We start from the raw sequence: 21,787 nt of genomic DNA on the forward strand, positions 1-21,787 counted from the left end.
CAGCGCCAGCAGGACCACCGAGCACAGCAGCATCGGCAGCAGCAGGTGCTGCGTCGGCCAGAAGAACGACACGCCCTGCAGGAAGCCGAGGAACAGCGGCGGATCGCCCAGTGGCGTCAGCGCGCCGCCGATATTGCCGACCAGGAAGATGAAGAACACCACCGTGTGGACGCGGTAGCGCCGGTTCTCATTGGCGCGCAGCAGCGGCCGGATCAGCAGCATGCAGGCGCCGGTGGTGCCCATCCAGCTGGCGATGGCGGTGCCGATGGCGAGGATGCCGAGATTGACCGCCGGCGTGCCGACCAGCGTGCCCTTCAGCCGCACCCCGCCGGCGACCACGAACAGCGATGCCAGCAGGATGATGAAGGGCAGGTACTCGGTCAGCGCGACGGTCAGCACCTCGTACAGCGCCAGGTCGACGCCATGGATGGCGGCGAAGGGCAGCAGGAAGGCCAGGCCCCAGAAGGCCGCGACCTTGCCGAAATGATGGTGCCAGAAGTTCGGCCGGACCAGCGGGAACAGCGCGATCGACAGCAGGATCCCGATGAACGGGATGATCCAGGCCAGGCCGAGCTGCGATCCGTCGAGATGAGGGGCGCCCTCGGTGGCGGCCCGGGCCGATGCGGTCGACATGAGGAAAGTCGTCCCTGCCGCCGCGGCTCCCAGGCAGCGGCAGGCATGTCGAAACACCGGCATGAACATCCCTTCTTCGGCTTATGGTTTTGGGCGGCCGGAGTATGGCGGCGCGGGCCGCAGCAGCCAACCTTTTCCAGGCCGGACGCCTCCAAGGTAGGGTTGTCGCATCCCGCGGCGCACACTAGCTTCCAATGAATCGCGCAACCCGGCGCAAGACGAAGGAACCGTGCCATGGAAATGACGGGCGAGCATCGGATCGCGGCGCCGCGGTCGGTGGTCTGGGAGGGGCTGAACGACCCCGAGGTGCTGCGCCGGTCGATTCCCGGCTGCGACACGCTGGAGAAGACCTCGCCGACCGAGATGACGGCGACCGTCACCGCCAAGGTCGGGCCGGTCAAGGCCAGCTTCGGCGGCCAGGTCACCCTGTCCAACCTGAACCCGCCCGAGAGCTACACTATCTCCGGCGAGGGCAAGGGCGGCGCGGCCGGATTCGCCAAGGGCGGCGCCGACGTCAAGCTGGTCGAGGATGGCGACGGCACCCTGCTGCAATACGCGGTGAAGGCCAATATCGGCGGCAAGCTGGCCCAGCTGGGCGCCCGCCTGATCGACGGCACCGCCAAGAAGATGGCCGACGACTTCTTCACCCGCTTCGCCGCCGAGATGGAGCAGCGCGCCGCTGCCGGCGGCGGTGCCGCAGCACCCGCGCCGTCGGTCGAGCCCGTGGTGCCCGTGCCGGCCCCTGCCGCCGCCGAGATCCCGATCCCGGTTCCGGTGCCGGCGGAGGCCGTGGTCACGCCGCCCGGCCCGGCCGAAGCGCCCAGCCACGCCACCGCCGAGCCGATCGCCGCGCCCCAGCCGGTGCCCGCGGCCGCGCCGGCGCCGAAGCCCGAGCCGGTCGTGGCCCCGCCGCCCCGCCCCGCCCCGCCTCCGGTCGCCGAGGAACGCCGCGGGGGCTTGAGTCCGGCGGTCTGGATCACCGCGCTGGTGGTGATCGTGCTGGTGCTGCTGTACCTGTATTTGTGATTGCGTCCGTAACGCAGGCGGAACGGCACCTTCGGCCGGCTTGACCGATCGTCGGACGAAACCTTAGCCTTCCTCCCGGGTGGCCCGACCGGCCGCCCGCACGCGGCGTTCAACAAGCCGCGGCGGGCGTCGGTTTAGGCCCGACGCCAGCTTGGGAGGAATTCATGACCACCACCGTGACCCTGACGGTGAACGGGAGGTCGGTGACGCGGCAGGTCGAACCGCGCACACTGCTCGTACAGCTTCTGCGCGAACACCTGCAGCTGACCGGGACGCATGTCGGCTGCGACACCAGCCAGTGCGGCGCCTGCGTCGTCCATGTCGACGGCCGGTCGGTCAAGTCCTGCACCATGCTGGCCGTCCAGGCCGAGGGCAGCCAGGTGACCACGATCGAGGGCCTGGCGGCGGCCGACGGCACGCTGCACCCGATGCAGGAGGCCTTCCGCGAGAATCACGCCCTGCAATGCGGCTTCTGCACGCCCGGCATGGTGATGAGCGCGGTCGACCTGCTGCAGAACAACCCGAACCCGACCGAGCACGAGGTGCGTGACTGGCTGGAGGGCAACATCTGCCGCTGCACCGGCTACCACAACATCGTCAAGGCCGTCCTCGACTGCGCCGCCAAATCCGGCGGCCAGCGCGTCGCGGCCGAATGAGGGGGGCGCGGTCATGGCACAAGACGGCATCGGCGTCCCGCTGCGCCGCAAGGAGGATTATCGCTTCCTGACCGGCAACGGTCACTACACCGACGACATCAACCGCCCCGGCCAGGTGCATGCCTATTTCCTACGCTCGCCGGTGGCGCATGCCCGGATCCGCAGTATCGACACCAGCGCCGCCGCGGCCGCGCCGGGCGTGCTGGCCGTGTTCACCGGCGACGACCTGGCGAAGGACAAGGTCGGCGGGCTGATCTGCGGCTGGATGGTCAAGTCGAAGAACGGCGAGCCGATGAAGGCCGGGCCGCACCCGGCCCTGGCCCAGGGCAAGGTCCGCTATGTCGGCGACCATGTCGCGGTGGTGATCGCCGAGACCAAGGACCAGGCCAAGGACGCGGCCGAGAAGATCGCGGTCGACTACGAGGAGCTGCCGCCGGTCGTGCTGCCGGAGAAGGCGCGCGATGCCGGCGCCGCCCTGGTCCATGACGACATCCCGGCCAACACGGTCTATGAGTGGGAGCTGGGCAGCAAGGCCGATGTCGAGGCCGCCTTCGCCCGCGCCGCCCACGTCACCAAGCTGGACCTGCACAACAACCGGCTGATCCCGAACGCGATGGAGCCGCGGGCGGCGATCGGCGAATACGACCGCGGCTCGGACAGCTTCACCCTCTACACCACCAGCCAGAACCCGCATGTCGCCCGGCTGGTGCTGTCCGCCTTCATCGGCATCGCGCCCGAGCATAAATTGCGGGTGATCGCGCCCGATGTCGGCGGCGGCTTCGGGTCGAAGATCTTCATCTATGCCGAGGAGACGGTCTGCGTCTGGGCGGCCAAGAAGGTCGGCCGGCCGGTGAAGTGGAACGGCGAGCGCAGCGAGAGCTTCCTGGCCGACGCGCATGGCCGCGACCACATCACCCATGCCGAGCTGGCGATGGACCAGGACGGCAAGTTCCTGGCCCTGCGCGTGCACACCACGGCCAATCTTGGCGCCTATCTCTCCACCTTCGCCAGCTGCGTGCCGACCTATCTCTACGCGCCGCTGCTGTCGGGGCAATACGCCATCCCCGCGATCTATTGCGAGGTGGACGGGGTCTACACCAACACCGCGCCGGTCGACGCCTATCGCGGTGCCGGGCGGCCGGAGGCGACCTACGTCATCGAGCACATCGTCGAGCTGGCGGCGCGCGAGATGAAGCTGGACCCGGCGGAGCTGCGGCGCCGCAACTTCGTCCAGCCGACCCAGTACCCGTACCAGACGCCGGTGATCATGACCTATGATTGCGGCGACTACCCCAAGGCGCTGGACGAGGCGCTGAAGCTGGCCGACTACGCCGGCTTCCCGGCCCGCAAGGCGGAGAGCGCCGGCCGCGGCAAGCTGCGCGGCATCGGCTTCTCCAGCTATATCGAGGCCTGCGGCATCGCGCCGTCGGCCGCGGTGGGGTCGCTCGGCGCCGGCGTGGGCCTGTGGGAATCGGCCAAGATCCGGTTCAACCCGACCGGCAACGTCGCCGTCTTCACCGGCAGCCACAGCCACGGCCAGGGCCACGAGACCGCCTTCGCCCAGCTGCTGTCGAGCTATCTCGGCGTGCCGGCCGACCAGGTCGAGGTCATCCACGGCGACACCGACAAGACGCCCTTCGGCATGGGCACCTACGGCTCGCGCTCACTCGCCGTCGGCGGCTCCGCCATCGTCAAGGCGGCGGAGAAGATCATCGCCAAGGGCAAGAAGATCGCCGCCCACCAGCTCGAGGCCGCCGAGGCCGATATCGAGTTCAAGGACGGCAAGTTCACCGTGGCCGGCACCGACCGGGCCAAGACGATCCAGGAGGTCGCCTTCGCCGCCTATGTGCCGCACAACTATCCCGCCGGGGTGGAGCCGGGGCTGGAGGAAAGCGCCTTCTACGACCCGATCAACTTCACCTTCCCGGCCGGCACGCAGATCTGCGAGGTCGAGGTCGACCCCGACACCGGCGTCGTCACCGTCGTGAACTACTCGGCGGTGGACGATTTCGGCCGGGTGATCAACCCGATGATCGTCGAAGGCCAGGTGCATGGCGGCGTGGCCCAAGGCCTGGGCCAGGCGCTGCTGGAGAACTGCACCTACGATCCGGAGACCGGGCAGCTGCTGACCGGTTCCTTCATGGATTACTGCATGCCGCGGGCCGACGACCTGCCGAGCTTCAAGATCGGCATGATCGAGACCATCAACCCCTCCAACCCGCTCGGGGTGAAGGGCTGCGGCGAGGCTGGCGCCATCGCGGCGCCGGCGGCGCTGATGAACGCGATCACCGATGCGATCGGCCGCGACATGAACATGCCGGCGACGCCGGAGCGGGTGTGGCGGGCGATCCACAGCGCTCCCGCCCTGGCGGCCGAGTGAGGAGATAAGACCATGTATGCGTTCAACTACCAGAAGGCCTCCTCCGCGGCCGACGCGGTGGCCAAGCTGACCGCCGCCTCCGACGGCAAGTTCCTGGCCGGCGGCATGACCCTGATCCCGACGCTGAAGCAGCGCTTGGCCTCGCCCTCCGACGTCGTCGACCTCGGCGGCGCGGCCGAGCTGAAGGGGATCAGGGAGGAGAATGGCGGCCTGACCATCGGCGCCATGACCACCCATGCCACCGTCGCGGCCTCGGACGTTGTGCAGCGGGTGATCCCAGCCCTCGCCGCCCTGGCCGGCGATATCGGCGACGCCCAGGTCCGCAACCGCGGCACCATCGGCGGGTCGGTCGCCAACAACGACCCCAGCGCCGACTATCCCTCGGCGGTGCTGGCCCTGGGCGCCAAGGTGCGCACCACCAAGCGCGAGATCGCGGCCGACGACTACTTCCAGGGCCTGTTCACCACGGCGCTGGAAGAGGATGAGCTGATCACCGCGATCCACTTCCCGAAGCCGGAGAAGGCCGCCTACATCAAGTTCGACAACCCGGCCAGCCGCTACGCCATGGTCGGGGTGTTCGTGGCGAAGACGGCCGGCGGCATCCGCGTCGCCGTCACCGGCGCCGGGTCGGACGGGGTGTTCCGCTGGGCCGAGGCCGAGCAGGCGCTGGCCGGGAACTTCTCCGCCGCGGCGCTGGACGGGCTGTCGGTCGATCCCGGCGGCATGAACGGCGACATCCACGGCTCGGCCGAATACCGGGCCCATCTGGTCAAGGTGATGGCCAAGCGCGCGGTGCAGGCTGCGGGCTGATCCCTCTCCTCGCGATCGACGGCCTGTCTTCGGGAGACCGGAGGCAGGCCGTTGCCGCTTTACCATGACAGTCTTTGCCATGACACTTGGCAAAGACTGTCATATCATGGCCCGGCCACCACAGGAGGGCGCCATGGCCACGATGAATGTGTCTCTGCCGGACGCCATGAAGACCTGGGTCGAGAGACAGGCCGAGGGCGGCCGCTATGGGAATGTCAGCGACTATATCCGGGACCTGATCCGCAAGGATCAGGAGCGGGCGGAGGCGATCGCCGCCCTGCAGGCCGCCATCACGGAGGGTGTCGAAAGCGGACCGGCCGAGCCCTTCGACGTCGAGGCCTTCAAGCGTCGGATGCGCCGGCAGCATGATATCGGGTGACGCGGCCCGGTACCGGCTGACTCCGGCCGCTCTGGCCGATCTCGACGATATCTGGCGGTATTCGACCGAAACCTGGTCCGCCGGGCAGGCCGATCGCCATCTGGACGATCTCGTCCGCGTGTTCGAGATGATCGCCGCCATGCCGACGCTGGCCCGGGAGCATCGGGAGTTCGACCCGCCGGTGCGCATCCATCCGTATCAGAGCCATCTGATCATCTACACGCAGAGCGGCGACCATATCGCCATCCTGCGCCTGCTCGGCGGCCGTCAGGACTGGATCGCCATCCTGAAGGCTGCGGATATCTGAAGCCGCGCTTCCCCCTTCCCGAAACCGTGGCCACCGCGCATTCTCACGACCATGCTCGACCCCGACGAGATCACCTACTGGCTGCTCGGGCCGGCGCGGATCCTGCCCTCGCCCGCCCCGCTGCTGCAGGCTCTGGCGGAGCGGCTGGTCCAGGCCGGCTATCCGCTGTGGCGCCTGTCCTTCCACCTGCCGCAGTTCCAGCCGCAGATCAGCGCCGCGGCCTATGAGTGGCGCCCGACCTACAAGGAGGTGCGGGAGATCCGGTTCGAGCGCGCGCTGTCGGAGACGCCGACCTATCACGACAGCCCGATGGGAGAGATGCACCGCACCGGCAGGATCGTGCGCCGGCGCCTGGTCGGGCCGGACGCCGACCTTTCCTTCCCGCTCCTGCGGGAGCTGCGCGCGGAGGGCTGCACCGACTACGCGCTGATGCCGATGCGCTTCGGCGTCGACCATTGGACCACCGGCTTCGGCCTGGCCTCGGACGATCCGGCGGGCTTCACCGACGAGCAGATTGCCTGCGTCGAGAAGCTGCTGCCGGCGCTGGGCGCCGTCTGCGAGATCATGGTCGACCGGCAGAAGATGGGACAATTGCTGGAGACCTATGTCGGGCGCGAGGCCAGCCGGCGGATCCTGGACGGCGAGATGGTGCGCGGCGGCGCCCGGTCGCTGGAGGCGGTGATCCTGTTCTGCGACATGCGCGGCTTCACCGCCCGGGCCGAGGTGACGCCGCGCGACGCGCTGCTGCAGCTGATGAATGAGTATTTCACCATCGTCGTCGGCGCGGTGCACGGCGCCGGCGGCGAGGTGCTGAAATTCATGGGCGACGGCATCCTGGCGATCTTCCGCCTGGGCGATGGCGAGGCCACGGCCGAGGCCTGCGCCCGCGGTCTGATCGGCGCGCTGGACGCCTTCGCCGGCATCGACGCCATGAATGTCCGCCGCCGGGTCGAGGGGCTGGACGCGATCGATGCCGGCATCTCGCTGCATGTCGGCGAGGTGATCTTCGGCAATATCGGCGCGCCCGACCGGCTGGACTTCACCGTGGTCGGGCCGGAGGTGAACCGGGCGGCGCGGATCGAGCAGATGACCAAGCTGGTCGGCCGCCGGATCCTGACCTCGTCGCGCTTCGCCGAGCTGAGCCCGGTCCGCCTCATCTCCGCCGGCACCCGCCGGCTGCGCGGGGTGGCCGAGCCGCAGGAGCTGTTCACCCCGGCCCCGGACCTGGCCGGCGAGAGCGTGCCCGACGCGGCGTAGCCTCAGGAGAACAGCGAGCCGCCGTTGACCGCGACCGTCTGGCCGGTGATGTAGCCGTTGTCCACGAGCAGCATGACCGCCCTCGCGATCTCGTCCGCCGTGCCGCTGCGCCCGACCGGGATGCGGGCGGCGACTCCGGCCTCGATCAGCGGCTGGCCCATTTCGGTGTCGACCAGGCCCGGCGCCACGGCGTTGACCGTCACGCCTTCGGGCGCGAGCCGCAGCGCATAGCCGCGCGTCAGACCTTCGAGCCCGGCCTTGGAGGCGGCATAGGCGATGCTGACCGAGCCGGAACCGATGCGGGCGCCGATCGAGGAGATGTTGACGATCCGGCCCCAGCGCCGCGCCCTCAGACTCGGCAGGACGGCCTGGGTGCAGAGGAAGGCGGATTTCAGGTTGACCGCGATGGCGGCGTCGAAATCCTCCTCGGTGATGTTGTCGAGGCCGCGCGGCGCCGCCATGCCGGCATTGTTGACCAGGATGTCGATTGGGCCGAGGCGCTCCTCCACGTCCCCGACCATGCTCTGCACGGCGACGCCAAGCGAAACGTCGGCGCCGAAGGCGGCAGCGCGGCCGCCGCTCTTGCGGATGGCTTCGGCGACAGCCTCTGCCTCCCCGGCGCGCTCGCGATAGTTGACGGCCACCGCCGCCCCCGCCTCGGCCAGCGCCAGGGCGACCGCCTTGCCGATGCCGCGCGAGCCGCCGGTGACCAGGGCTACTCGGTTCTTCAGGTCAGTCATGCGCCCAGTCTAACACCCGACCCTACCCCGCGGTCGAGCCCGTCACCGCCGCCAGCGCCTTCACCAGCCGGTCCAGGTCGGCCTCCTGCGTGAACAAGGCCGGCGTCACCCGGATGCACTGGCCGGCCGCGACGCCGGCGCGCCGCACCGTCAGCACGCCATGGGTGTCGCGCAGCGCCGCCACGATCGCGTCATTCGCCGCCTTGTCGGTCCGCCCCGCCAGGCGGAACGAGGTGATTGCGCCGTAGCTGCCGGGCTCGTCCGGGGTCAGGATCTGCAGGTCCTTGAACCCCTTCGCGCGTGACACCCAGTAGTCCCGCATGTAGCGCAGCCGCGCCTGCTTGCGCGCGGCGCCGATCTCCTGGTGCAGCGCGATCGCCTGCGGCACCGCCAGCACGGCGGCGAAGTTCACCGTGCCGGTGTGGACGCGGGAGCGGACATCGGCCTCCGGCCAGTCCTCGTCGCCCATGTCGCGGTCGATGTCGGCGATCCGGTCGCGGCGGATATAGAGGAAGCCGACGCCCAGCGGCGCACCGATCCATTTGTGCAGGTTGAAGCCGACGAAATCGGCGCCGAGGTCCTTCACCTGGAAGTCCATCTGGCCCCAGGAATGGGCGGCGTCGACGATCACGTCCACGCCGCGCGCCTTGGCCATGGCAGCGACCTCGGCCACCGGGATCACCAGCCCGGTGCGGTGGCTGATATGGGTCAGCAGCAGCAGGCGGGCCTTGGGGTTCGCGGTCAGCACCGCGTCATAGGCATCCAGCACCGCCTGGCGCGTCGCCGGCTCCGGCAGCGCGAACTTCACCACCTCGACTCCGCGACGGGCTTTCAGCGCGTTCATCGCATACTGCATCGAATCATAATCGAGGTCGGAATAGATCACCGTGTCGCCGGGCTGCAGCCGGTTGTAGTTGCCGATCAGCAGCTGCAGCGCCTCGGTGGCGCCGCGGGTCAGGGCGATCTCCTCCGGCGCCGCGCCGACCGCGGCCGCCACGGCCTGGCGCACCGCCTCCAGGTCCGGGCCGGACTTGGCGCGGGCGTAGAAGGAGTTGTCGCGGTTCACCATGTCGGTCAGGCGCTGGTATTCGCGACGCACCGGCTCGGCCATGATGCCCCAGTAGCCGTTCTCCAGATTGGTGATGTCGCCGGTCACGGCATACAGCCCGCGCACCTGGTCCCAATAGGCGGTGTTGGCGGCCAGGTCGGACGCGCTCCCCTCGGGTGCCGTCGGCGCGACGGCGGCATCGGCCGTGCCAGTGCGGGTCAGCGCGGCCGCGGCGACCAGGCCGCCCATCAGCGTGCGCCGGCGGATCGCGAAGGCATTGTCGATCATCGGTCTCTCCCCTCTTCGAGCGCGCGGAGGGAACCATGCCGACGGCGTCGGATTGACGAAGGCCCGATGACAGCCCGATGACGCTCCGCGGCAGCGCTGGCACTGGCCCCTGCCCGCCCATCCCCGTATCCTGCCGGAAAATTGGGATTCGTCCGATGAACGCTGCTGCCCTGCCGTCCTCCGTCGAGGAGACCCTCGCTCTGCTGTCCCGCGGCGACTATGTCGCCGACCGGCCGCTGGCGACCGCGCTGTTCCTGGCCCTGCGGCTGAAGCGGCCGCTGTTCCTGGAGGGCGAGGCCGGGGTCGGCAAGACCGAGATCGCCAAGGTGCTGGCCGCGACCCTCGGCCGCCGCCTGGTGCGGCTGCAATGCTATGAGGGGCTCGACATCGCCGCCGCGGTCTATGAGTGGAACTACCAGCGCCAGATGCTGGAGATCCGCCTGGCCGAGGCCGGCGGCGTGCAGGACCGCGACCAGCTGGCGAACGACATCTTCGCCGAGCGCTTCCTGATCCGCCGGCCGCTGCTGCAGGCGCTGGAGCCGGGCGTCGCCGGCCCCGCCGTGCTGCTGATCGACGAGCTGGACCGCACCGACGAGCCCTTCGAGGCCTTCCTGCTGGAGGTGCTGTCCGACTTCCAGGTGACGATCCCGGAGCTCGGCACCATCAAGGCGATTGAGCCTCCGATCGTCATCGTCACCTCGAACCGCACGCGCGAGATCCACGACGCGCTGAAGCGCCGCTGCTTCTACCACTGGGTCGACTACCCGAATGCCGAGCGCGAGCGCGCCATCCTGCACGCCAAGGCGCCGGGCACGCCGGAGGCGCTGAGCGCCCAGATCGTCGCCTTCGTGCAGAAGCTGCGGCGCATGGATCTGTTCAAGCAGCCCGGCGTGGCCGAGACGCTGGACTGGGCCCAGGCGCTGACCGAGCTGGACGTGCTGGAGCTGGACCCCGACGTGGTGCGCGACACGCTGGGCACCATCCTGAAGTACCAGGACGACATCGAGCGCATCCAGGGCGCCGAGGCGGCGCGGCTCCTGTCCGAGATGCGGGCGGAGATCAACGCCGCGGCCGCCGCCGCCGTGCGCATGCCGGTCTGAGGGTCTCTGAGGAAATCGGTCATGGATGCGGCAGAGGCGAGGCGCATAACGTTTCAGTTCACCGAGGATGACCTGATCGCCGCGGCAAGGCTGCATGTGTGGACGGCCCTCACCAGCAGGAAGGCGCTGCTCCTTCTGGTGGTCGTGGCCATCGGTGCCGGCCTGATCGTCAGCACCCTCCTGTCCGGGTCCGGAAGACCCGATATCCAGGGGATTGCGGCGACGGCGGTGGTGGGCGTCCCTGCCGCCCTTGCCGTCCTGCATTGCATGTCCCTGCCGCAGAATGCGCGGCGCATGTACCGTCAGCAGAAGTCGCTGCAGGAGACGCTGTCGGTCGAGTGGTCCGACGAAGGCATGAGCTGGGACGGACAGACCGGACACACGCGGATCCCGTGGAGCCACTATGTGAAATGGTGCGAGGACCGTCGGCTGCTGCTGCTCTATCACTCGGACCGTCTGCACCAGATGCTGCCGAAGCGGGTCCTGTCCCCCGCCGGCATCGACTCGATCCGCTCGAGCCTCCTCAAGGCCGGCGTTCCTGAATTCCGCCGGTTCGGCTGATGGTCGACGATTTCGTCCCGATCCGGACCGACCGGCTGGTGCTGCGGCGCTTCGCGGCGCGGGATGCTTTGGCGTTCCGCGCCTATCGCGACGCCCCCGAAGTGGCGCGCTGGCAGGGTTGGGAACGCTGCAGCCGCGAGGAGGCCGAGGCCTTCGTGGCCGGAATGGAGGCGGCCGCCTATGGCCTTCCGGGCCAGTGGTTCCAGGTCGCGGTGGCCGACCGGGCGGAGGATCGGCTGCTGGGCGACATCGGCGTGCATGTCCTGGCCGGGGAGCCCCGGCTGGTCGAGCTGGGCGTCACCTTCGCCGCCGGCGCCCAGGGACACGGGCTTGCCACCGAGGCGCTGGACGCGCTGATCCGCCGCCTGTTCACCGAGGAAGGCCGGCACCGCCTGCAGGCCTCGATCGACCCGCGCAACGTCCGCTCCGTGGCCTTGTTCGAGCGGCTGGGCTTCCGGCGCGAGGCGCATTTCCGGCGCTCGGTCTGGGCCAAGGGCGAGTGGTGCGACGACGTCGTCTACGCTCTGCTGGCCGAGGAATGGAGCGGCCGCCATGCCGCCTGATCCCGCCCCGGCCGAGAAGGGCCGCCTGGCCCTCAACGTCATGCAGTTCTGCCGTGCCCTTCGGGCTGCCGGCCTGCCGGTCGGGCCCGGCCGCACTTTGGCGGCGCTGGAGGCGCTGGAGACGGTCGGCATCGCCAGCCGGCAGGATGTCTACTGGGCGCTGCACGCCACGCTGGTGAACCGGCGCGACCAGCGCGAGATCTTCGACCAAGCCTTCCACCTGTTCTGGCGCAATCCGGACATGCTGAAGCGCGCCATGACGCTGATGCTGCCGCAGATCCGCACCGGCAAGGAGGAGGAGCGCGCGGTCAACCGCCGCGTCGCCGAGGCCTTCGCCGACCGCCAGCCCGGCCGCGGCGAAGCGCCGGACGACGCCGAGGAGCCGCCGGAGCTGGAGGTCGACGCCAGCCTGACCTTCTCCGAGCGCGAGCAGCTGCAGCACAAGGATTTCGAGCAGATGAGCGCGGAGGAGCTGGCCCGTGCCCGGGCCGCCATCGCGCGCTTCCGCCTGCCGGTGCGCGACGTGCCGACCCGGCGCTACGCCCCGCATCATTCGGCGCCGCAGGTCGACATGCGCCAGACGCTGCGCCAGTCGCTGCGCGCCGGCGGCCATTCCATCGACCTGGCCCGCCGCATCCGTCGCAAGCGCCCGCCGCCGCTGGTGGTGCTGTGCGACATCTCCGGCTCGATGAGCCAGTATTCACGCATGCTGCTGCATTTCCTGCACGCGGTGACGACCGAGCGCGACCGGGTGCACAGCTTCGTCTTCGGCACGCGGCTGACCAACATCACCCGCCAGCTGCGCCGCCGCGATGTCGACGACGCGCTGGACCGCGTCGGCCGCGCCGCTCAGGACTGGGGCGGCGGCACCCGCATCGGCGCCTGCCTGGCCGAGTTCAACCGGGTCTGGGGCCGCCGCGTGCTGGGCCAGGGCGCGGTGGTGATCCTGATCACCGACGGCCTCGACCGCGACGCCGGGGACCGGCTGGAGGACGAGATCGACCGGCTGCATCGCAGCTGCCGCCGGCTGATCTGGCTGAACCCCCTGTTGCGTTGGGACGGCTATGCGCCAAGATCTATGGGGGCGCGTGCCCTGATGCCGCATGTCGACGAGTTCCGACCGGTCCACAGCCTGGCCAGCCTGGCCGCGCTGGTGGATGTGCTGGCCGAGGATCCGATGCGTGGCGACCGGCGCATGGCCAGGTGGCGGCATTTGGCTGCTGCTCAGCAGGAGAGCGTGCAATGACCGATCATGACGATGTGCTGGCCCAGGCCTCGGCATGGGCTTCGGAAGGACGTCCGGTGGCGCTGGCGACCGTGGTCTCGACCTGGGGCTCCTCGCCTCGCCCGGCCGGCAGCCAGCTGGTGATCGACGGCGAGGGCCGGATGCAGGGCTCGGTCTCCGGCGGCTGCATCGAAGGCGCCGTGGTGCGCGAGGCGCTGGAGGTGATGGAGGACGGCAAGCCCCGCCTGCTCGATTTCGGCGTCAGCGACCAGCAGGCCTGGGATGTCGGCCTGGCCTGCGGCGGCAAGATCCAGGTCTTCGTCGAGCGGCTGTCGTGAAGCGCGAGATCCTCGACGCGCTGCAGGCCGCCCGCGCCGATTACCGCACCGCGGCGCTGGTCACCGACCTGGCCAGCGGGGCTCAGACATTGGTGGTCGACGGCGCTGCAACCGGGGATGTGCCGATCGACCCGGCGTTGCAGGGCGCCATCGACGAAGCGCTGCGCCATAACCGCAGCCGCACGGCGGCAGACGGTAAACTGTTCATCCAGGCCTTCGTGCCGCCGCTGCGGCTGGCGATCATCGGTGCCGTCCACATCGCCCAGGCCCTGGCGCCGATCGCAGCGCTGGCCGGCTACGACGTCACCGTGATCGACCCGCGCCGGGCCTTCGCCTCCGACGAGCGCTTCCCCGGCGTCAAGGTCAGCACCGAATGGCCGGATGACGGACTCGCCGCGCTGAAGCCGGACGCCCGCACCGCCGTCGTCACCCTGACCCACGACCCGAAGCTGGACGATCCGGCGCTCGACGTGGCGCTGAAATCCCCGGCCTTCTACATCGCCGCGCTGGGCAGCCGGAAGACCCATGCCGGGCGGGTCGAGCGGCTCACCGCGCTCGGCCACGGGGCCAACGCGCTGGCCCGGATCCACGGCCCCGCCGGCCTGGCCCTCGGCGCCGTATCCCCGGCCGAGATCGCGATCTCGGTGATGGCGCAGATGACCGCGGTGCTGCACGGCGCCGAACCGCTTGGAAAGGCTCCCGCTTGATCTTCGGCTCCCTGCCCGTCGCCGAGGCCGCCGGCGCCATCCTGGCCCACACTGTCGCCGCGGCCGGCACGCTGTTCCGCAAGGGACGGCGGCTGAGCGCGGCCGACGTCGAGGCCTTGAAGGCCGCCGGCGTCGAGGAGGTGCAGGCGGCGCGGCTGGAGCGCGACGACATCCATGAGGACCAGGCGGCGGAACGCGTGGCCGCGGCCGTGCAGGGGCCGGGGCTGAGCGCCAGCGCCGCCTTCACCGGCCGGGTGAACCTGTATGCCGAGGCCGCCGGCGTGGTCGTGATCGACCGCGAGCGGATCGACCGGCTGAACCGGCTCGATGAATCGATCACCATCGCCACCCTGCCGGAATGGGCCGAGGTCGCGCCCAAGCAGATGGTGGCGACCATCAAGATCATCCCCTTCGCGGCCCCCGGCGACGCGGTATCGCTGGTCGAGGCGATGGCCGCCCTGCCTCAGCGCGGCCCGGCGTTGCGGCTGGCCGCTTACCGGCCGCTCAAGGTCGGGCTGATCCAGACGAAGCTGCCCACGACCAAGCCCGGCGTGCTGGACAAGACCGCCCAGGTGACAGCGGAGCGGCTGGCCCGGCTGGGCGGCACGCTGGCGCGCGAGCGCCGGTCCGACCACAAGGCGCCGGCCCTGACCAGCGAGATCCGCATGGTGCAGAATCTAGGCCTGGACCTGCTGCTGATCGCCGGCGCCTCGGCCATCACCGACCGGCGCGACGTGCTGCCGGCGGCGATCGAGGCGTCGGGCGGCATCATCGAGCATTTCGGCATGCCGGTGGACCCCGGCAATCTGATCCTGATGGGCCGCATCGGGGCCATGCCGGTGCTGGGCCTGCCCGGCTGCGCCCGGTCGCCCAAGCTGAACGGCTTCGACTGGGTGCTGCAGCGCATCGCGGCGGGGCTGACCGTCACCCGACTCGACGTCATGGCCATGGGTGTCGGCGGCCTGCTGGCCGAGATCCCCAGCCGCCCCCTGCCCCGCGACCGCGCCGCCGACGGCAACGGCATGCCGCACGCGCCGAATGTCGGCGTGGTGGTGCTGGCCGCCGGCCAGTCGCGCCGCATGGGCGAGCTGAACAAGCTGCTGGCCCCGGTCGACGGCAAGCCGATGGTGGCCCATGCGGTCGACGCCGCGCTGGGCACCAAGGGCGTCGGGCCGGTCGTCGTCGTCACCGGGCATGAGCGCGAGCAGGTCGAGGCGGCGCTGGCCGACCGGCCGGTCACCTTCACCGCCAATCCGCGCTATGCCGAGGGCCTCAGCACCTCGCTCGCCGCGGGCCTCGCGGCACTGCCGCACGAGACCGATGCCGCGCTGGTCTGCCTCGGCGATATGCCGCGGATCAGCCCGCGGCTGATCGAGCGGCTGGTGGCCGCCTATGCGCCGACGGAGGGCCGCTCGATCGTGGTGCCGACCCATCAGGGCAAGCGCGGCAACCCGGTGCTGTGGGACCGCCGCTTCTTCCCGGCCATGGCCTCGGTCGCCGGCGATGTCGGCGCCCGCCACCTGATCGGCGAGCATGCCGATGAGATGGTCGAGGTCGAGGCCGGCGACACCGCCGTGCTGTTCGACGTCGACACGCCCGAGACGCTGTCGACCCTGACCGCAGCCAAGGCCCCGACGCGATGATCGATGCGCTCTACGACCAGGCGATCCTGCAGAAGGCCCGGGACGCGACCGGCGCCGGCCGCCTGCCCGAGCCGGACGGGTCGGCGATGATCGACAACCCGCTCTGCGGCGACCGGGTGACCATCGACCTGACCCTGGCCGACGGCAAGGTGGCGCAGGTCGGCCATCTGGTGCGTGGCTGCGTGCTGTGCGAGGCCTCGGCCGCGCTGATCGCCGAGAAGGCGGTCGGCCAGGCGCCGGCAGCTTTGCGCGAAGCGGCGGCCGGGATCAGGCCGATGCTGCGCGAGAGCGCGGCGCCGCCCTGGCCGGAGCTGGAGATCTTCACCCCGGTCCGCACCGTGCGCAGCCGGCACGACTGCGTCGAGCTGCCGTTCCGGGCTCTCACGGCCGCGCTGGACAAGGCCGGGGCCTGAGGGCAGGGCATCCGGCATCGCCGTTCAGAATTCCACGCCGTCATTGCGAGCGCAGCGAAGCAATCCAGGGGCCAGTGCGAACCGGCCCCTGGATTGCTTCGTCGGCTTCGCCTCCTCGCAATGACGGAGAGGGAGGCGATGGGAGGACCCGCTTTACATTTAATACGTTCGTACGTATTATATCTCCATGCCCAAACATTCCCTCCGCGACGCGATCCTCGACGCCGGCCTCAAGGTCATGTTCCGCAAGGGCTATGTCGGCGCCAGCGTGCGCGACATCGTGGCCGAGGCGCCGGCGCCGCAGGGATCCTTCACCAACCATTTCCGGTCGAAGGAGGCGTTCGCCCGGGAAGTGCTCGACCGCTACTTCGATGACGTCAGGCGGCTCGTCGCCAGGACGCTCGGGGACAGCAGCCTCGCGCCGCGCCAGCGCCTCCGCCGCTATCTCGATGCCATCACCGACCGCCTCGCCGGGGACGGGTTCATCCGCGGCTGCCTGATCGGCGATCTCAGCCTCGAGGCGGCGCCGCAGAGCGAGCCGTTGCGTGAGCGGCTGGGCGAGATCTTCGCCGAATGGCGTGGATCCTTCGCCGCCTGCATCGCCGAGGGCCAGGCGGCCGGCGAGATCGCGACGGATTTCGCGCCCGAGGACCTCGCCGAGTTCCTCCTCTCCTCCTGGGAGGGGGCGATCCTCCGCATGAAGGTCACGCGCGACGCCGAGCCGCTCGAGCGCTTCAAGCGCATCGCTTTCGCCACCGTGTTCAAGGAGCCGTCACCATGATCCCGGACATCACCCTGCCGAAGCTGCCCGTGCTGGACTCGGAGATGGCCTATCGAGAAGCGCCCAGGGCCGGCGCCCCGGTGGCGCTGTTCCTGCACGGCAACCCGACCTCCTCCTATATCTGGCGCCACATCATCCCGCATGTCGCCGGGGTGGCGCATTGCATCGCCCCGGACCTGATCGGCTTCGGCCAGTCCGGCAAGCCCGACATCGCCTACCGCTTCGAGGACCAAGTGCGATACCTCGACGCCTTCATCGAACAGGCCGGGATCGGCTCGGCCTACCTCGTCGCGCAGGATTGGGGAACCGCCCTCGCCTTCCACCTTGCGGCGCGCCGGCCGGGCTTCGTGCGCGGCCTGGCCTTCATGGAGTTCATCCGGCCGATCCCGAGCTGGGAGGACTTCGTGCGCGGCGTGCCGGCGCGCGAGATCTTCCGCCGGTTCCGGACGCCCGGCGAAGGCGAGAGCCTGATCCTGGAGAACAACGCCTTCGTCGAGCGGATCCTGCCCGGCTCGATCATGCGCAAGCTGAGCGAGGAGGAGATGGCAGTCTACCGCGCCCCCTTCCCGACGCCGCAGTCGCGGCGCCCGACCTGGCGCTTCCCGAACGAGCTGCCGATCGCCGGGGAACCGGCCGATGTGGTCGCGACGATCGAGGCAGCACATGGCGCGCTCGCTGCCTCGGCCTATCCGAAGCTGCTCTTCTCCGCCGACCCTGGCGCCCTGATCCCGCCCGAGCTGGCGGAGGAATTGGCCGGGAGGCTGCACGATTGCAGGCATGTCAGGCTCGGCCCGGGGCTGCACTATCTGCAGGAGGATCATCCAGAGACGATCGGCCGCTCCGTCGCCGCCTTCATCGCCGAGGTCGAGGGCCGCACGGCCGGCGCTTGACCCGGGGCGGCGGCGGGCACACTTAGGTCTATCTCCGCCCGGCATCCGATCACGCTTATGAAATCCTCCGACGCCCACATCCTCATGGTCCCCGGCCTCGCCTCGCCCGACGAGGGCCACTGGCAGGCGCGCTGGCAGTCCCGGCTGAAGACCGCGCGCTGGGCGGGCGCCGCCGACGATCCGGCGGACCGGGAGAGCCGGGTCGAGGCTCTGGTCGCGGCGGCCGAGGCCGACAGCAAGCCGGTGGTGCTGGTCGCCCATGGGCTGGGCGTGCTGGCCGTCGCCTTCGCGGCGCCCCGGCTGAACGGCCGCGTCGCCGGGGCGCTGCTGGTGGCGCCGCCGGACCCGGCCGCGGCTGGTGCCCCCGGCTATGAGGATGTGCCGCGCGACCCGCTGCCCTTCCCGTCCCTGCTGGTCGCCAGCGCCAGCGACCCGCGCTGCGCCCTGGCCGTGGCCGACGATCTGGCGGCGGCCTGGGGCAGCCATTTCGTCGACGCCGGCGATGCCGGCGGCCTGGACAGCGCCAGCGGCCACGGCCCCTGGCCGGAGGGGCTGACCCGCTTTGCCATGCTGATGGCGCGGCTGTGACGATGCGCGGCGGGGCTGCGGCGAAACGCCCGCCCCCGCCGGATGTGTCTCGGCCGGACGTGAAAGCGAACAGGGCTCGGGCCTTCCGCGCCCATCGCGATCACAGCCACGAGCATCGAGATGCCGATCCAGCCGGCCGCCGCGACCGCGGCCCCGACCGACCCGTCCGCGAGCCGCTATGACGGCGCGACCATCGTCCTGCACTGGCTGACCGCCGGGCTGGTGATCGCCCTGTTCTTGCTGGCCGAAGGCTGGGGCTTCTTCCCGCGTGACATCCGCAAGGCCGGCCAATCGCTCCACGTCTCGCTGGGCATCCTGCTGGCCGTCGTGCTGGTCGTGCGCCTGCTCTGGCGCGGCAGCGCGGGGCGGCGGCTGCCGCCCGCCGATGCCGGCCTGCTGGGCTGGGCGGCGCGCGCGGCCCATCTGGCCCTCTACGGGCTGCTGGTCGCCCAGGCGGCCCTGGGCATCCTGTTCCGCTGGGCCGAGGGCGAGCCGCTGCAGTTCTTCGGCCTGTTCGCGTTGCCCGCGGCCTTCGCCCCCGACCGCGACCTGGCCCGGAGCCTGATCGGGCTGCACAACACCGTCGCCTGGATCATCATCGTCCTGGCCGGGCTGCACGCGGCCGCAGCGCTGATCCACCATTACGCGCTGCGCGACGGCGTGCTGCGCCGGATGCTGCCGGGGCGGGGTTGATCCGTCGCCATCCCGTGCAGCTGAAAGGCCGATCTTGGATCTCCACCCCACCCCATTGTCATCCCCGGGCTTGACCCGAGGATCCAGGGGCTTTCAAGAGCCGCTCTCGGTGGCCCCTGGATTGCCGGGTCAAGCCCGGCAATGACAATGAGGGGATGGGGCCTATTCCGGATCACCCCTTCGCCGCGTCGAACGCCTGGACCAGCCGCTTCGGCGCGACCTCGCGCCAGCGCCGGAGCAGCAGGGCTTCGACCGCGCGGGGATCGGCCTTGGGCAGCCGCATCAGCACCGTCGGCCAGTCCCGGTAATGCGGGGTGACGTGGAACACCTCGGGCTCGGCCTCGATCAGCATCTCGCGCTCGTCGGGGCCGACGCCGGGCATCACCAGCGTCTCGCCATCCTCGCGCAGCCGGGCCAGCATCTTGCCCTTCACCTTCAGCGCCGGCGTGCCGTAGGAGGTGCCGCGCTCGACGCCCGGCCAGGTCATGGCGATGGCGCAGACATCGTCGAAGGTCATCGCTGCCCTCCCTCGATCAGGCCGCCTGTCGCTTCTCCGCCTGCGTGCGCACCATCTCCATCCAGCGCAGCCCGACTTGGCGGGCGAAGACCGCCGCGCCGGGCAGGTCGTTCGCCAGCTGGTCGCGATAGCTGGCGAAGAACTGCGGGAACTGCTCGCGTGTCCAGCCCGAGAACATCTCGACCCAGCCTTCGACGATGTCCGCCGATACTTCGAGATGGAACTGCAGCCCGTACAGCCCCGGCCCGGCGCTGAAGGCCTGGTTGGCACAGACGGGGTTGGTGGCCAGCAGCGTCGCCCCCTGCGGCAGGTCGAAGGTGTCGTAGTGCCAGTGCATCAGCTTCGGCAGCGGCGCCAGGCCTTGCAGCAGCGGGTCGGCTGCCGCGGCCTCGGTCGCCTCGATCGCGGTGAAACCGACCTCCGGCGTGTGGTGGTGGCGCACGGTCCCGCCCAGCGCCCGGGCCAGCAGCTGGGCGCCGAGACAGATGCCCAGCACCGGCTTGCCGGCCGCGGCGAAGGCGCGGATCGCGGCCAGCTCGGCCGGCAGATAGGGGTGGGCGTCGTCGTCGCCGGCGAACTGGACGCCGCCCAGCACCAGCAGCCCGTCATGGCCGGCGGCGTCGGCCGGCACGGCGTCGCCATGCTCCGGGAACCGCACATCCTCGACCCCGCCCGCCTCCGCGATCGCCGCGCCGATCAGGCCCGAAGGGGTGCGGTCGTTGTTCTGCAGGGTCAAGATCTTCACGGCGTCGCTCCACGGATCGGTCCGCGGAAAGGCTAAGGTCGGGCCGGCCGCATCGCCAAATGCGGAGAATGCGGGGCGGCCCCGGCGTCAGAGGACGTCCTGCACCATGAACTTCAGGTAGGCCGCCTTCAGCAGCCAGCGGCGATGAGCGCCCAGCGGGAAGCGGGTCGGCGCGGTCGCCATCAGCGCCGGGATGCCGACGCCCGGCACCGGGCTGCCGGTCATGGCGTGGGCTATGGCGCGGCCGGCCCAGCCGGCGCTGGCGACGCCGTTGCCGTGATAGGCCAGGGCATACCAGACGCCGGGATCGTCCGGCACCTGTCCCAGCATCGGCGTCAGATCGGCCGACAGGCAGACCAGGCCGGACCAGAAATGCGTGGTCTCGACGCCGCGCCAGGCGGGATAGGCGATGCCGATCCGCCCCTCCAGCCAGCGCCGGTACGTCGCCGCGGCCTCCGGGCTGCCCCAGGTGCCGCCGCGGGAGCCGAGCAGCAGCCGCCCGTCCTTGAGCAGACGGAAGTAGAACAGCAGGTTGCGGGTGTCGGATAGCGGCGTCTCGGTGGTCCAGCCCTGGGCCTGCCGCTCGGCCTCGGTCAGCGGCCGGGTGACGACGATGTTCGACAGCGCCGGCAGGAAGGTGCCGGCCAGATAGGGATGCAGCCCGTCGGTGGTGTAGCCGTTGGTGGCGATCAGCACCCGCTTCGCCCGCAGCGAGCCGCCGGCGGTGACCAGCCGGTGGCCACCGCTTTCCCGGCGCCAGCCGGTCACACGGCTGCGCTCATGGATCCTCGCGCCCCGTGCCAAAGCGGCGCGGGTCAGGCCGCGATGGTATTTCAGCGGATGCAGGCCGAAGCCGGCGGCGTGGTGCAGCGCGCCATGCGCCTCCGGCCCGGCATAGCCGCGCTCGCGCAGCTCGTCCCGGCTCCACAGCGTCGAGGAGAGGCCGGAGACCTCGCGGTCCCAGCGCGCCTCCTCCTCCAGTTCGCGCACCCGGCTCGGCTTGTGGGCGACGCTGATGACGCCGTCGCCCTGGCGGTCGTAATCGATGCCCTCGTCCCGGGCCAGCGCCGCCACCAGCTCGGTCGCCTCGACCTGGGCGGCGTAGTAGCGGCGCACCTCGTCGCGGCCGACCCGCTTCAGCATCGCCGCGCCGGACAGCTTGGCGGCGCCGACGCAGTTGAAGCCGCCATTGCGGCCGGAGGCACCCCAGCCGACCGGCCCGGCCTCCAGCACCCGGACGTCGGCGCCGAGGTCGCGGGCCAGGTGCAGCGCCGCGGACATCCCGGTGTAGCCGCCGCCGATCACGGCGACGTCGCAGGCCTCGTCGCCGGCCAGCGGCGCGCAGCCCTCGGGCGCGGGCCCGGCGGTCGCCTCCCAATAGCTCTGCACGGTGCGCGAAGTGTCGGCGGTGGCCGGATGGTAGAGGTGGTCCTGGGACGTCATCCGATCCGCTCACTTGTCACCGGTCCGCAACGCAGCGGAGGATGACATCCGGCGAT

General features: G+C 70.6%; 25 protein-coding genes. 19 read left to right on the forward strand and 6 right to left on the reverse strand.

What is annotated here, in order from left to right; translation table 11 throughout:
* Nucleotides 1-633 (reverse strand): sodium:proton antiporter (locus ABDW35_RS04975; protein WP_343712748.1); only part of this gene is annotated, 633 nt, incomplete at its 3' end.
* 234 nt (nucleotides 634-867) lie between these two features.
* On the opposite strand from ABDW35_RS04975, the gene ABDW35_RS04980 reads away from it, so the two are divergent.
* From ABDW35_RS04980 to ABDW35_RS05010, 7 genes are all read left to right on the forward strand, one after another.
* Nucleotides 868-1,659 (forward strand): carbon monoxide dehydrogenase subunit G, encoded by a 792-nt coding sequence (locus ABDW35_RS04980; protein ID WP_343712749.1) that lies wholly within the window; start codon nucleotides 868-870, stop codon nucleotides 1,657-1,659.
* A gap of 164 nt (nucleotides 1,660-1,823) precedes the next feature.
* Nucleotides 1,824-2,315 (forward strand): (2Fe-2S)-binding protein, encoded by a 492-nt coding sequence (locus ABDW35_RS04985; RefSeq protein WP_088155083.1) that lies wholly within the window; start codon nucleotides 1,824-1,826, stop codon nucleotides 2,313-2,315.
* 13 nt (nucleotides 2,316-2,328) lie between these two features.
* A complete protein-coding gene (locus ABDW35_RS04990; protein WP_343712750.1) occupies nucleotides 2,329-4,695 on the forward strand; it encodes a xanthine dehydrogenase family protein molybdopterin-binding subunit in 2,367 nt (788 codons plus the stop codon).
* 12 nt (nucleotides 4,696-4,707) lie between these two features.
* Nucleotides 4,708-5,505 carry a xanthine dehydrogenase family protein subunit M gene (locus ABDW35_RS04995; RefSeq protein WP_343712751.1) on the forward strand — a complete coding sequence of 266 codons (798 nt, stop codon included), beginning with the start codon at nucleotides 4,708-4,710 and terminating at the stop codon, nucleotides 5,503-5,505.
* Nucleotides 5,506-5,638: 133 nt separating this feature from the next.
* A complete protein-coding gene (locus tag ABDW35_RS05000; protein ID WP_343712752.1) occupies nucleotides 5,639-5,884 on the forward strand; it encodes a type II toxin-antitoxin system ParD family antitoxin in 246 nt (81 codons plus the stop codon).
* Nucleotides 5,871-6,191: a type II toxin-antitoxin system RelE/ParE family toxin gene (locus ABDW35_RS05005; RefSeq protein WP_343712753.1), complete on the forward strand. Its 321-nt coding sequence runs from the start codon at nucleotides 5,871-5,873 to the stop codon at nucleotides 6,189-6,191. The genes ABDW35_RS05000 and ABDW35_RS05005 overlap by 14 nt, the downstream gene beginning before the upstream one ends.
* Before the next feature lie 51 nt (nucleotides 6,192-6,242).
* Nucleotides 6,243-7,448 carry an adenylate/guanylate cyclase domain-containing protein gene (locus tag ABDW35_RS05010; RefSeq protein WP_343712754.1) on the forward strand — a complete coding sequence of 402 codons (1,206 nt, stop codon included), beginning with the start codon at nucleotides 6,243-6,245 and terminating at the stop codon, nucleotides 7,446-7,448.
* 2 nt (nucleotides 7,449-7,450) lie between these two features.
* On the opposite strand, the gene fabG is transcribed toward ABDW35_RS05010, so the two are convergent.
* Nucleotides 7,451-8,188: a 3-oxoacyl-ACP reductase FabG gene (gene fabG / locus ABDW35_RS05015; protein WP_343712755.1), complete on the reverse strand. Its 738-nt coding sequence runs from the start codon at nucleotides 8,186-8,188 to the stop codon at nucleotides 7,451-7,453.
* Nucleotides 8,189-8,210: 22 nt separating this feature from the next.
* Nucleotides 8,211-9,524, reverse strand: coding sequence for an aminotransferase class V-fold PLP-dependent enzyme (locus tag ABDW35_RS05020; protein WP_343712756.1), 1,314 nt, complete (start codon nucleotides 9,522-9,524; stop codon nucleotides 8,211-8,213).
* Nucleotides 9,525-9,679: 155 nt separating this feature from the next.
* Between ABDW35_RS05020 and ABDW35_RS05025 the strand changes: the two genes are divergently transcribed.
* From ABDW35_RS05025 to ABDW35_RS05080, 12 genes are all read left to right on the forward strand, one after another.
* A complete protein-coding gene (locus ABDW35_RS05025; RefSeq protein WP_343712757.1) occupies nucleotides 9,680-10,624 on the forward strand; it encodes a MoxR family ATPase in 945 nt (314 codons plus the stop codon).
* Nucleotides 10,625-10,645: 21 nt separating this feature from the next.
* Complete coding sequence (locus ABDW35_RS05030) at nucleotides 10,646-11,185, forward strand: YcxB family protein (protein WP_343712758.1); 540 nt, start codon at nucleotides 10,646-10,648, stop codon at nucleotides 11,183-11,185.
* Nucleotides 11,185-11,748 (forward strand): GNAT family protein, encoded by a 564-nt coding sequence (locus ABDW35_RS05035; protein ID WP_343712759.1) that lies wholly within the window; start codon nucleotides 11,185-11,187, stop codon nucleotides 11,746-11,748. The genes ABDW35_RS05030 and ABDW35_RS05035 overlap by 1 nt, the downstream gene beginning before the upstream one ends.
* Nucleotides 11,738-12,994, forward strand: coding sequence for a VWA domain-containing protein (locus ABDW35_RS05040; protein WP_343712760.1), 1,257 nt, complete (start codon nucleotides 11,738-11,740; stop codon nucleotides 12,992-12,994). The genes ABDW35_RS05035 and ABDW35_RS05040 overlap by 11 nt, the downstream gene beginning before the upstream one ends.
* Nucleotides 12,991-13,311 carry an XdhC family protein gene (locus ABDW35_RS05045; RefSeq protein ID WP_343712761.1) on the forward strand — a complete coding sequence of 107 codons (321 nt, stop codon included), beginning with the start codon at nucleotides 12,991-12,993 and terminating at the stop codon, nucleotides 13,309-13,311. Before ABDW35_RS05040 ends, ABDW35_RS05045 begins: the two co-directional genes overlap by 4 nt.
* Complete coding sequence (locus ABDW35_RS05050) at nucleotides 13,308-14,018, forward strand: XdhC family protein (RefSeq protein ID WP_343712762.1); 711 nt, start codon at nucleotides 13,308-13,310, stop codon at nucleotides 14,016-14,018. The genes ABDW35_RS05045 and ABDW35_RS05050 overlap by 4 nt, the downstream gene beginning before the upstream one ends.
* Complete coding sequence (locus tag ABDW35_RS05055; RefSeq protein ID WP_343712763.1) at nucleotides 14,015-15,661, forward strand: molybdopterin-binding/glycosyltransferase family 2 protein; 1,647 nt, start codon at nucleotides 14,015-14,017, stop codon at nucleotides 15,659-15,661. The genes ABDW35_RS05050 and ABDW35_RS05055 overlap by 4 nt, the downstream gene beginning before the upstream one ends.
* On the forward strand, nucleotides 15,658-16,074 hold the full coding sequence (locus ABDW35_RS05060) for an iron-sulfur cluster assembly scaffold protein (protein ID WP_343712764.1): 417 nt from the start codon (nucleotides 15,658-15,660) through the stop codon (nucleotides 16,072-16,074). Before ABDW35_RS05055 ends, ABDW35_RS05060 begins: the two co-directional genes overlap by 4 nt.
* Nucleotides 16,075-16,261: 187 nt before the next feature.
* A complete protein-coding gene (locus ABDW35_RS05065; RefSeq protein ID WP_343712765.1) occupies nucleotides 16,262-16,855 on the forward strand; it encodes a TetR family transcriptional regulator C-terminal domain-containing protein in 594 nt (197 codons plus the stop codon).
* Entirely contained in the window at nucleotides 16,852-17,745 is an 894-nt protein-coding gene (locus ABDW35_RS05070; RefSeq protein WP_343712766.1) for a haloalkane dehalogenase, read from the forward strand. The genes ABDW35_RS05065 and ABDW35_RS05070 overlap by 4 nt, the downstream gene beginning before the upstream one ends.
* Before the next feature lie 57 nt (nucleotides 17,746-17,802).
* Nucleotides 17,803-18,333 (forward strand): alpha/beta hydrolase, encoded by a 531-nt coding sequence (locus ABDW35_RS05075; RefSeq protein ID WP_343712767.1) that lies wholly within the window; start codon nucleotides 17,803-17,805, stop codon nucleotides 18,331-18,333.
* A 120-nt stretch (nucleotides 18,334-18,453) separates the two neighbouring features.
* The gene (locus ABDW35_RS05080; protein WP_343712768.1) at nucleotides 18,454-19,026 is read left to right on the forward strand and encodes a cytochrome b/b6 domain-containing protein; all 573 of its coding nucleotides are present in this window, start codon (nucleotides 18,454-18,456) and stop codon (nucleotides 19,024-19,026) included.
* Nucleotides 19,027-19,198: 172 nt separating this feature from the next.
* Here the strand turns inward: ABDW35_RS05080 and ABDW35_RS05085 are convergent, their stop codons facing one another.
* From ABDW35_RS05085 to ABDW35_RS05095, 3 genes are all read right to left on the reverse strand, one after another.
* On the reverse strand, nucleotides 19,199-19,543 hold the full coding sequence (locus tag ABDW35_RS05085) for an MmcQ/YjbR family DNA-binding protein (RefSeq protein WP_343712769.1): 345 nt from the start codon (nucleotides 19,541-19,543) through the stop codon (nucleotides 19,199-19,201).
* A 16-nt stretch (nucleotides 19,544-19,559) separates the two neighbouring features.
* The gene (locus tag ABDW35_RS05090; protein WP_343712770.1) at nucleotides 19,560-20,288 is read right to left on the reverse strand and encodes a type 1 glutamine amidotransferase; all 729 of its coding nucleotides are present in this window, start codon (nucleotides 20,286-20,288) and stop codon (nucleotides 19,560-19,562) included.
* Between the two features lie 87 nt (nucleotides 20,289-20,375).
* Entirely contained in the window at nucleotides 20,376-21,731 is a 1,356-nt protein-coding gene (locus ABDW35_RS05095; RefSeq protein WP_343712771.1) for an FAD-binding oxidoreductase, read from the reverse strand.
* Nucleotides 21,732-21,787 lie beyond the last annotated feature (56 nt).

This window comes from Inquilinus sp., assembly GCF_039594555.1.
Lineage (GTDB): Bacteria > Pseudomonadota > Alphaproteobacteria > DSM-16000 > Inquilinaceae > Inquilinus.

Excerpts from the sequence above, each read along its gene's own strand:
- ABDW35_RS04980 (WP_343712749.1), top strand. The coding sequence starts at position 868 with ATGGAAATGACGGGCGAGCATCGGATCGCGGCGCCGCGGTCGGTGGTC.
- ABDW35_RS04985 (WP_088155083.1), top strand. The coding sequence starts at position 1,824 with ATGACCACCACCGTGACCCTGACGGTGAACGGGAGGTCGGTGACGCGG.
- ABDW35_RS04990 (WP_343712750.1), top strand. The coding sequence starts at position 2,329 with ATGGCACAAGACGGCATCGGCGTCCCGCTGCGCCGCAAGGAGGATTAT.
- ABDW35_RS04995 (WP_343712751.1), top strand. The coding sequence starts at position 4,708 with ATGTATGCGTTCAACTACCAGAAGGCCTCCTCCGCGGCCGACGCGGTG.
- ABDW35_RS05000 (WP_343712752.1), top strand. The coding sequence starts at position 5,639 with ATGGCCACGATGAATGTGTCTCTGCCGGACGCCATGAAGACCTGGGTC.
- ABDW35_RS05005 (WP_343712753.1), top strand. The coding sequence starts at position 5,871 with ATGATATCGGGTGACGCGGCCCGGTACCGGCTGACTCCGGCCGCTCTG.
- ABDW35_RS05010 (WP_343712754.1), top strand. The coding sequence starts at position 6,243 with ATGCTCGACCCCGACGAGATCACCTACTGGCTGCTCGGGCCGGCGCGG.
- fabG (WP_343712755.1), bottom strand. The coding sequence starts at position 8,188 with ATGACTGACCTGAAGAACCGAGTAGCCCTGGTCACCGGCGGCTCGCGC.
- ABDW35_RS05020 (WP_343712756.1), bottom strand. The coding sequence starts at position 9,524 with ATGATCGACAATGCCTTCGCGATCCGCCGGCGCACGCTGATGGGCGGC.
- ABDW35_RS05025 (WP_343712757.1), top strand. The coding sequence starts at position 9,680 with ATGAACGCTGCTGCCCTGCCGTCCTCCGTCGAGGAGACCCTCGCTCTG.
- ABDW35_RS05030 (WP_343712758.1), top strand. The coding sequence starts at position 10,646 with ATGGATGCGGCAGAGGCGAGGCGCATAACGTTTCAGTTCACCGAGGAT.
- ABDW35_RS05035 (WP_343712759.1), top strand. The coding sequence starts at position 11,185 with ATGGTCGACGATTTCGTCCCGATCCGGACCGACCGGCTGGTGCTGCGG.
- ABDW35_RS05040 (WP_343712760.1), top strand. The coding sequence starts at position 11,738 with ATGCCGCCTGATCCCGCCCCGGCCGAGAAGGGCCGCCTGGCCCTCAAC.
- ABDW35_RS05045 (WP_343712761.1), top strand. The coding sequence starts at position 12,991 with ATGACCGATCATGACGATGTGCTGGCCCAGGCCTCGGCATGGGCTTCG.
- ABDW35_RS05060 (WP_343712764.1), top strand. The coding sequence starts at position 15,658 with ATGATCGATGCGCTCTACGACCAGGCGATCCTGCAGAAGGCCCGGGAC.
- ABDW35_RS05065 (WP_343712765.1), top strand. The coding sequence starts at position 16,262 with ATGCCCAAACATTCCCTCCGCGACGCGATCCTCGACGCCGGCCTCAAG.
- ABDW35_RS05070 (WP_343712766.1), top strand. The coding sequence starts at position 16,852 with ATGATCCCGGACATCACCCTGCCGAAGCTGCCCGTGCTGGACTCGGAG.
- ABDW35_RS05075 (WP_343712767.1), top strand. The coding sequence starts at position 17,803 with ATGAAATCCTCCGACGCCCACATCCTCATGGTCCCCGGCCTCGCCTCG.
- ABDW35_RS05080 (WP_343712768.1), top strand. The coding sequence starts at position 18,454 with ATGCCGATCCAGCCGGCCGCCGCGACCGCGGCCCCGACCGACCCGTCC.
- ABDW35_RS05085 (WP_343712769.1), bottom strand. The coding sequence starts at position 19,543 with ATGACCTTCGACGATGTCTGCGCCATCGCCATGACCTGGCCGGGCGTC.
- ABDW35_RS05095 (WP_343712771.1), bottom strand. The coding sequence starts at position 21,731 with ATGACGTCCCAGGACCACCTCTACCATCCGGCCACCGCCGACACTTCG.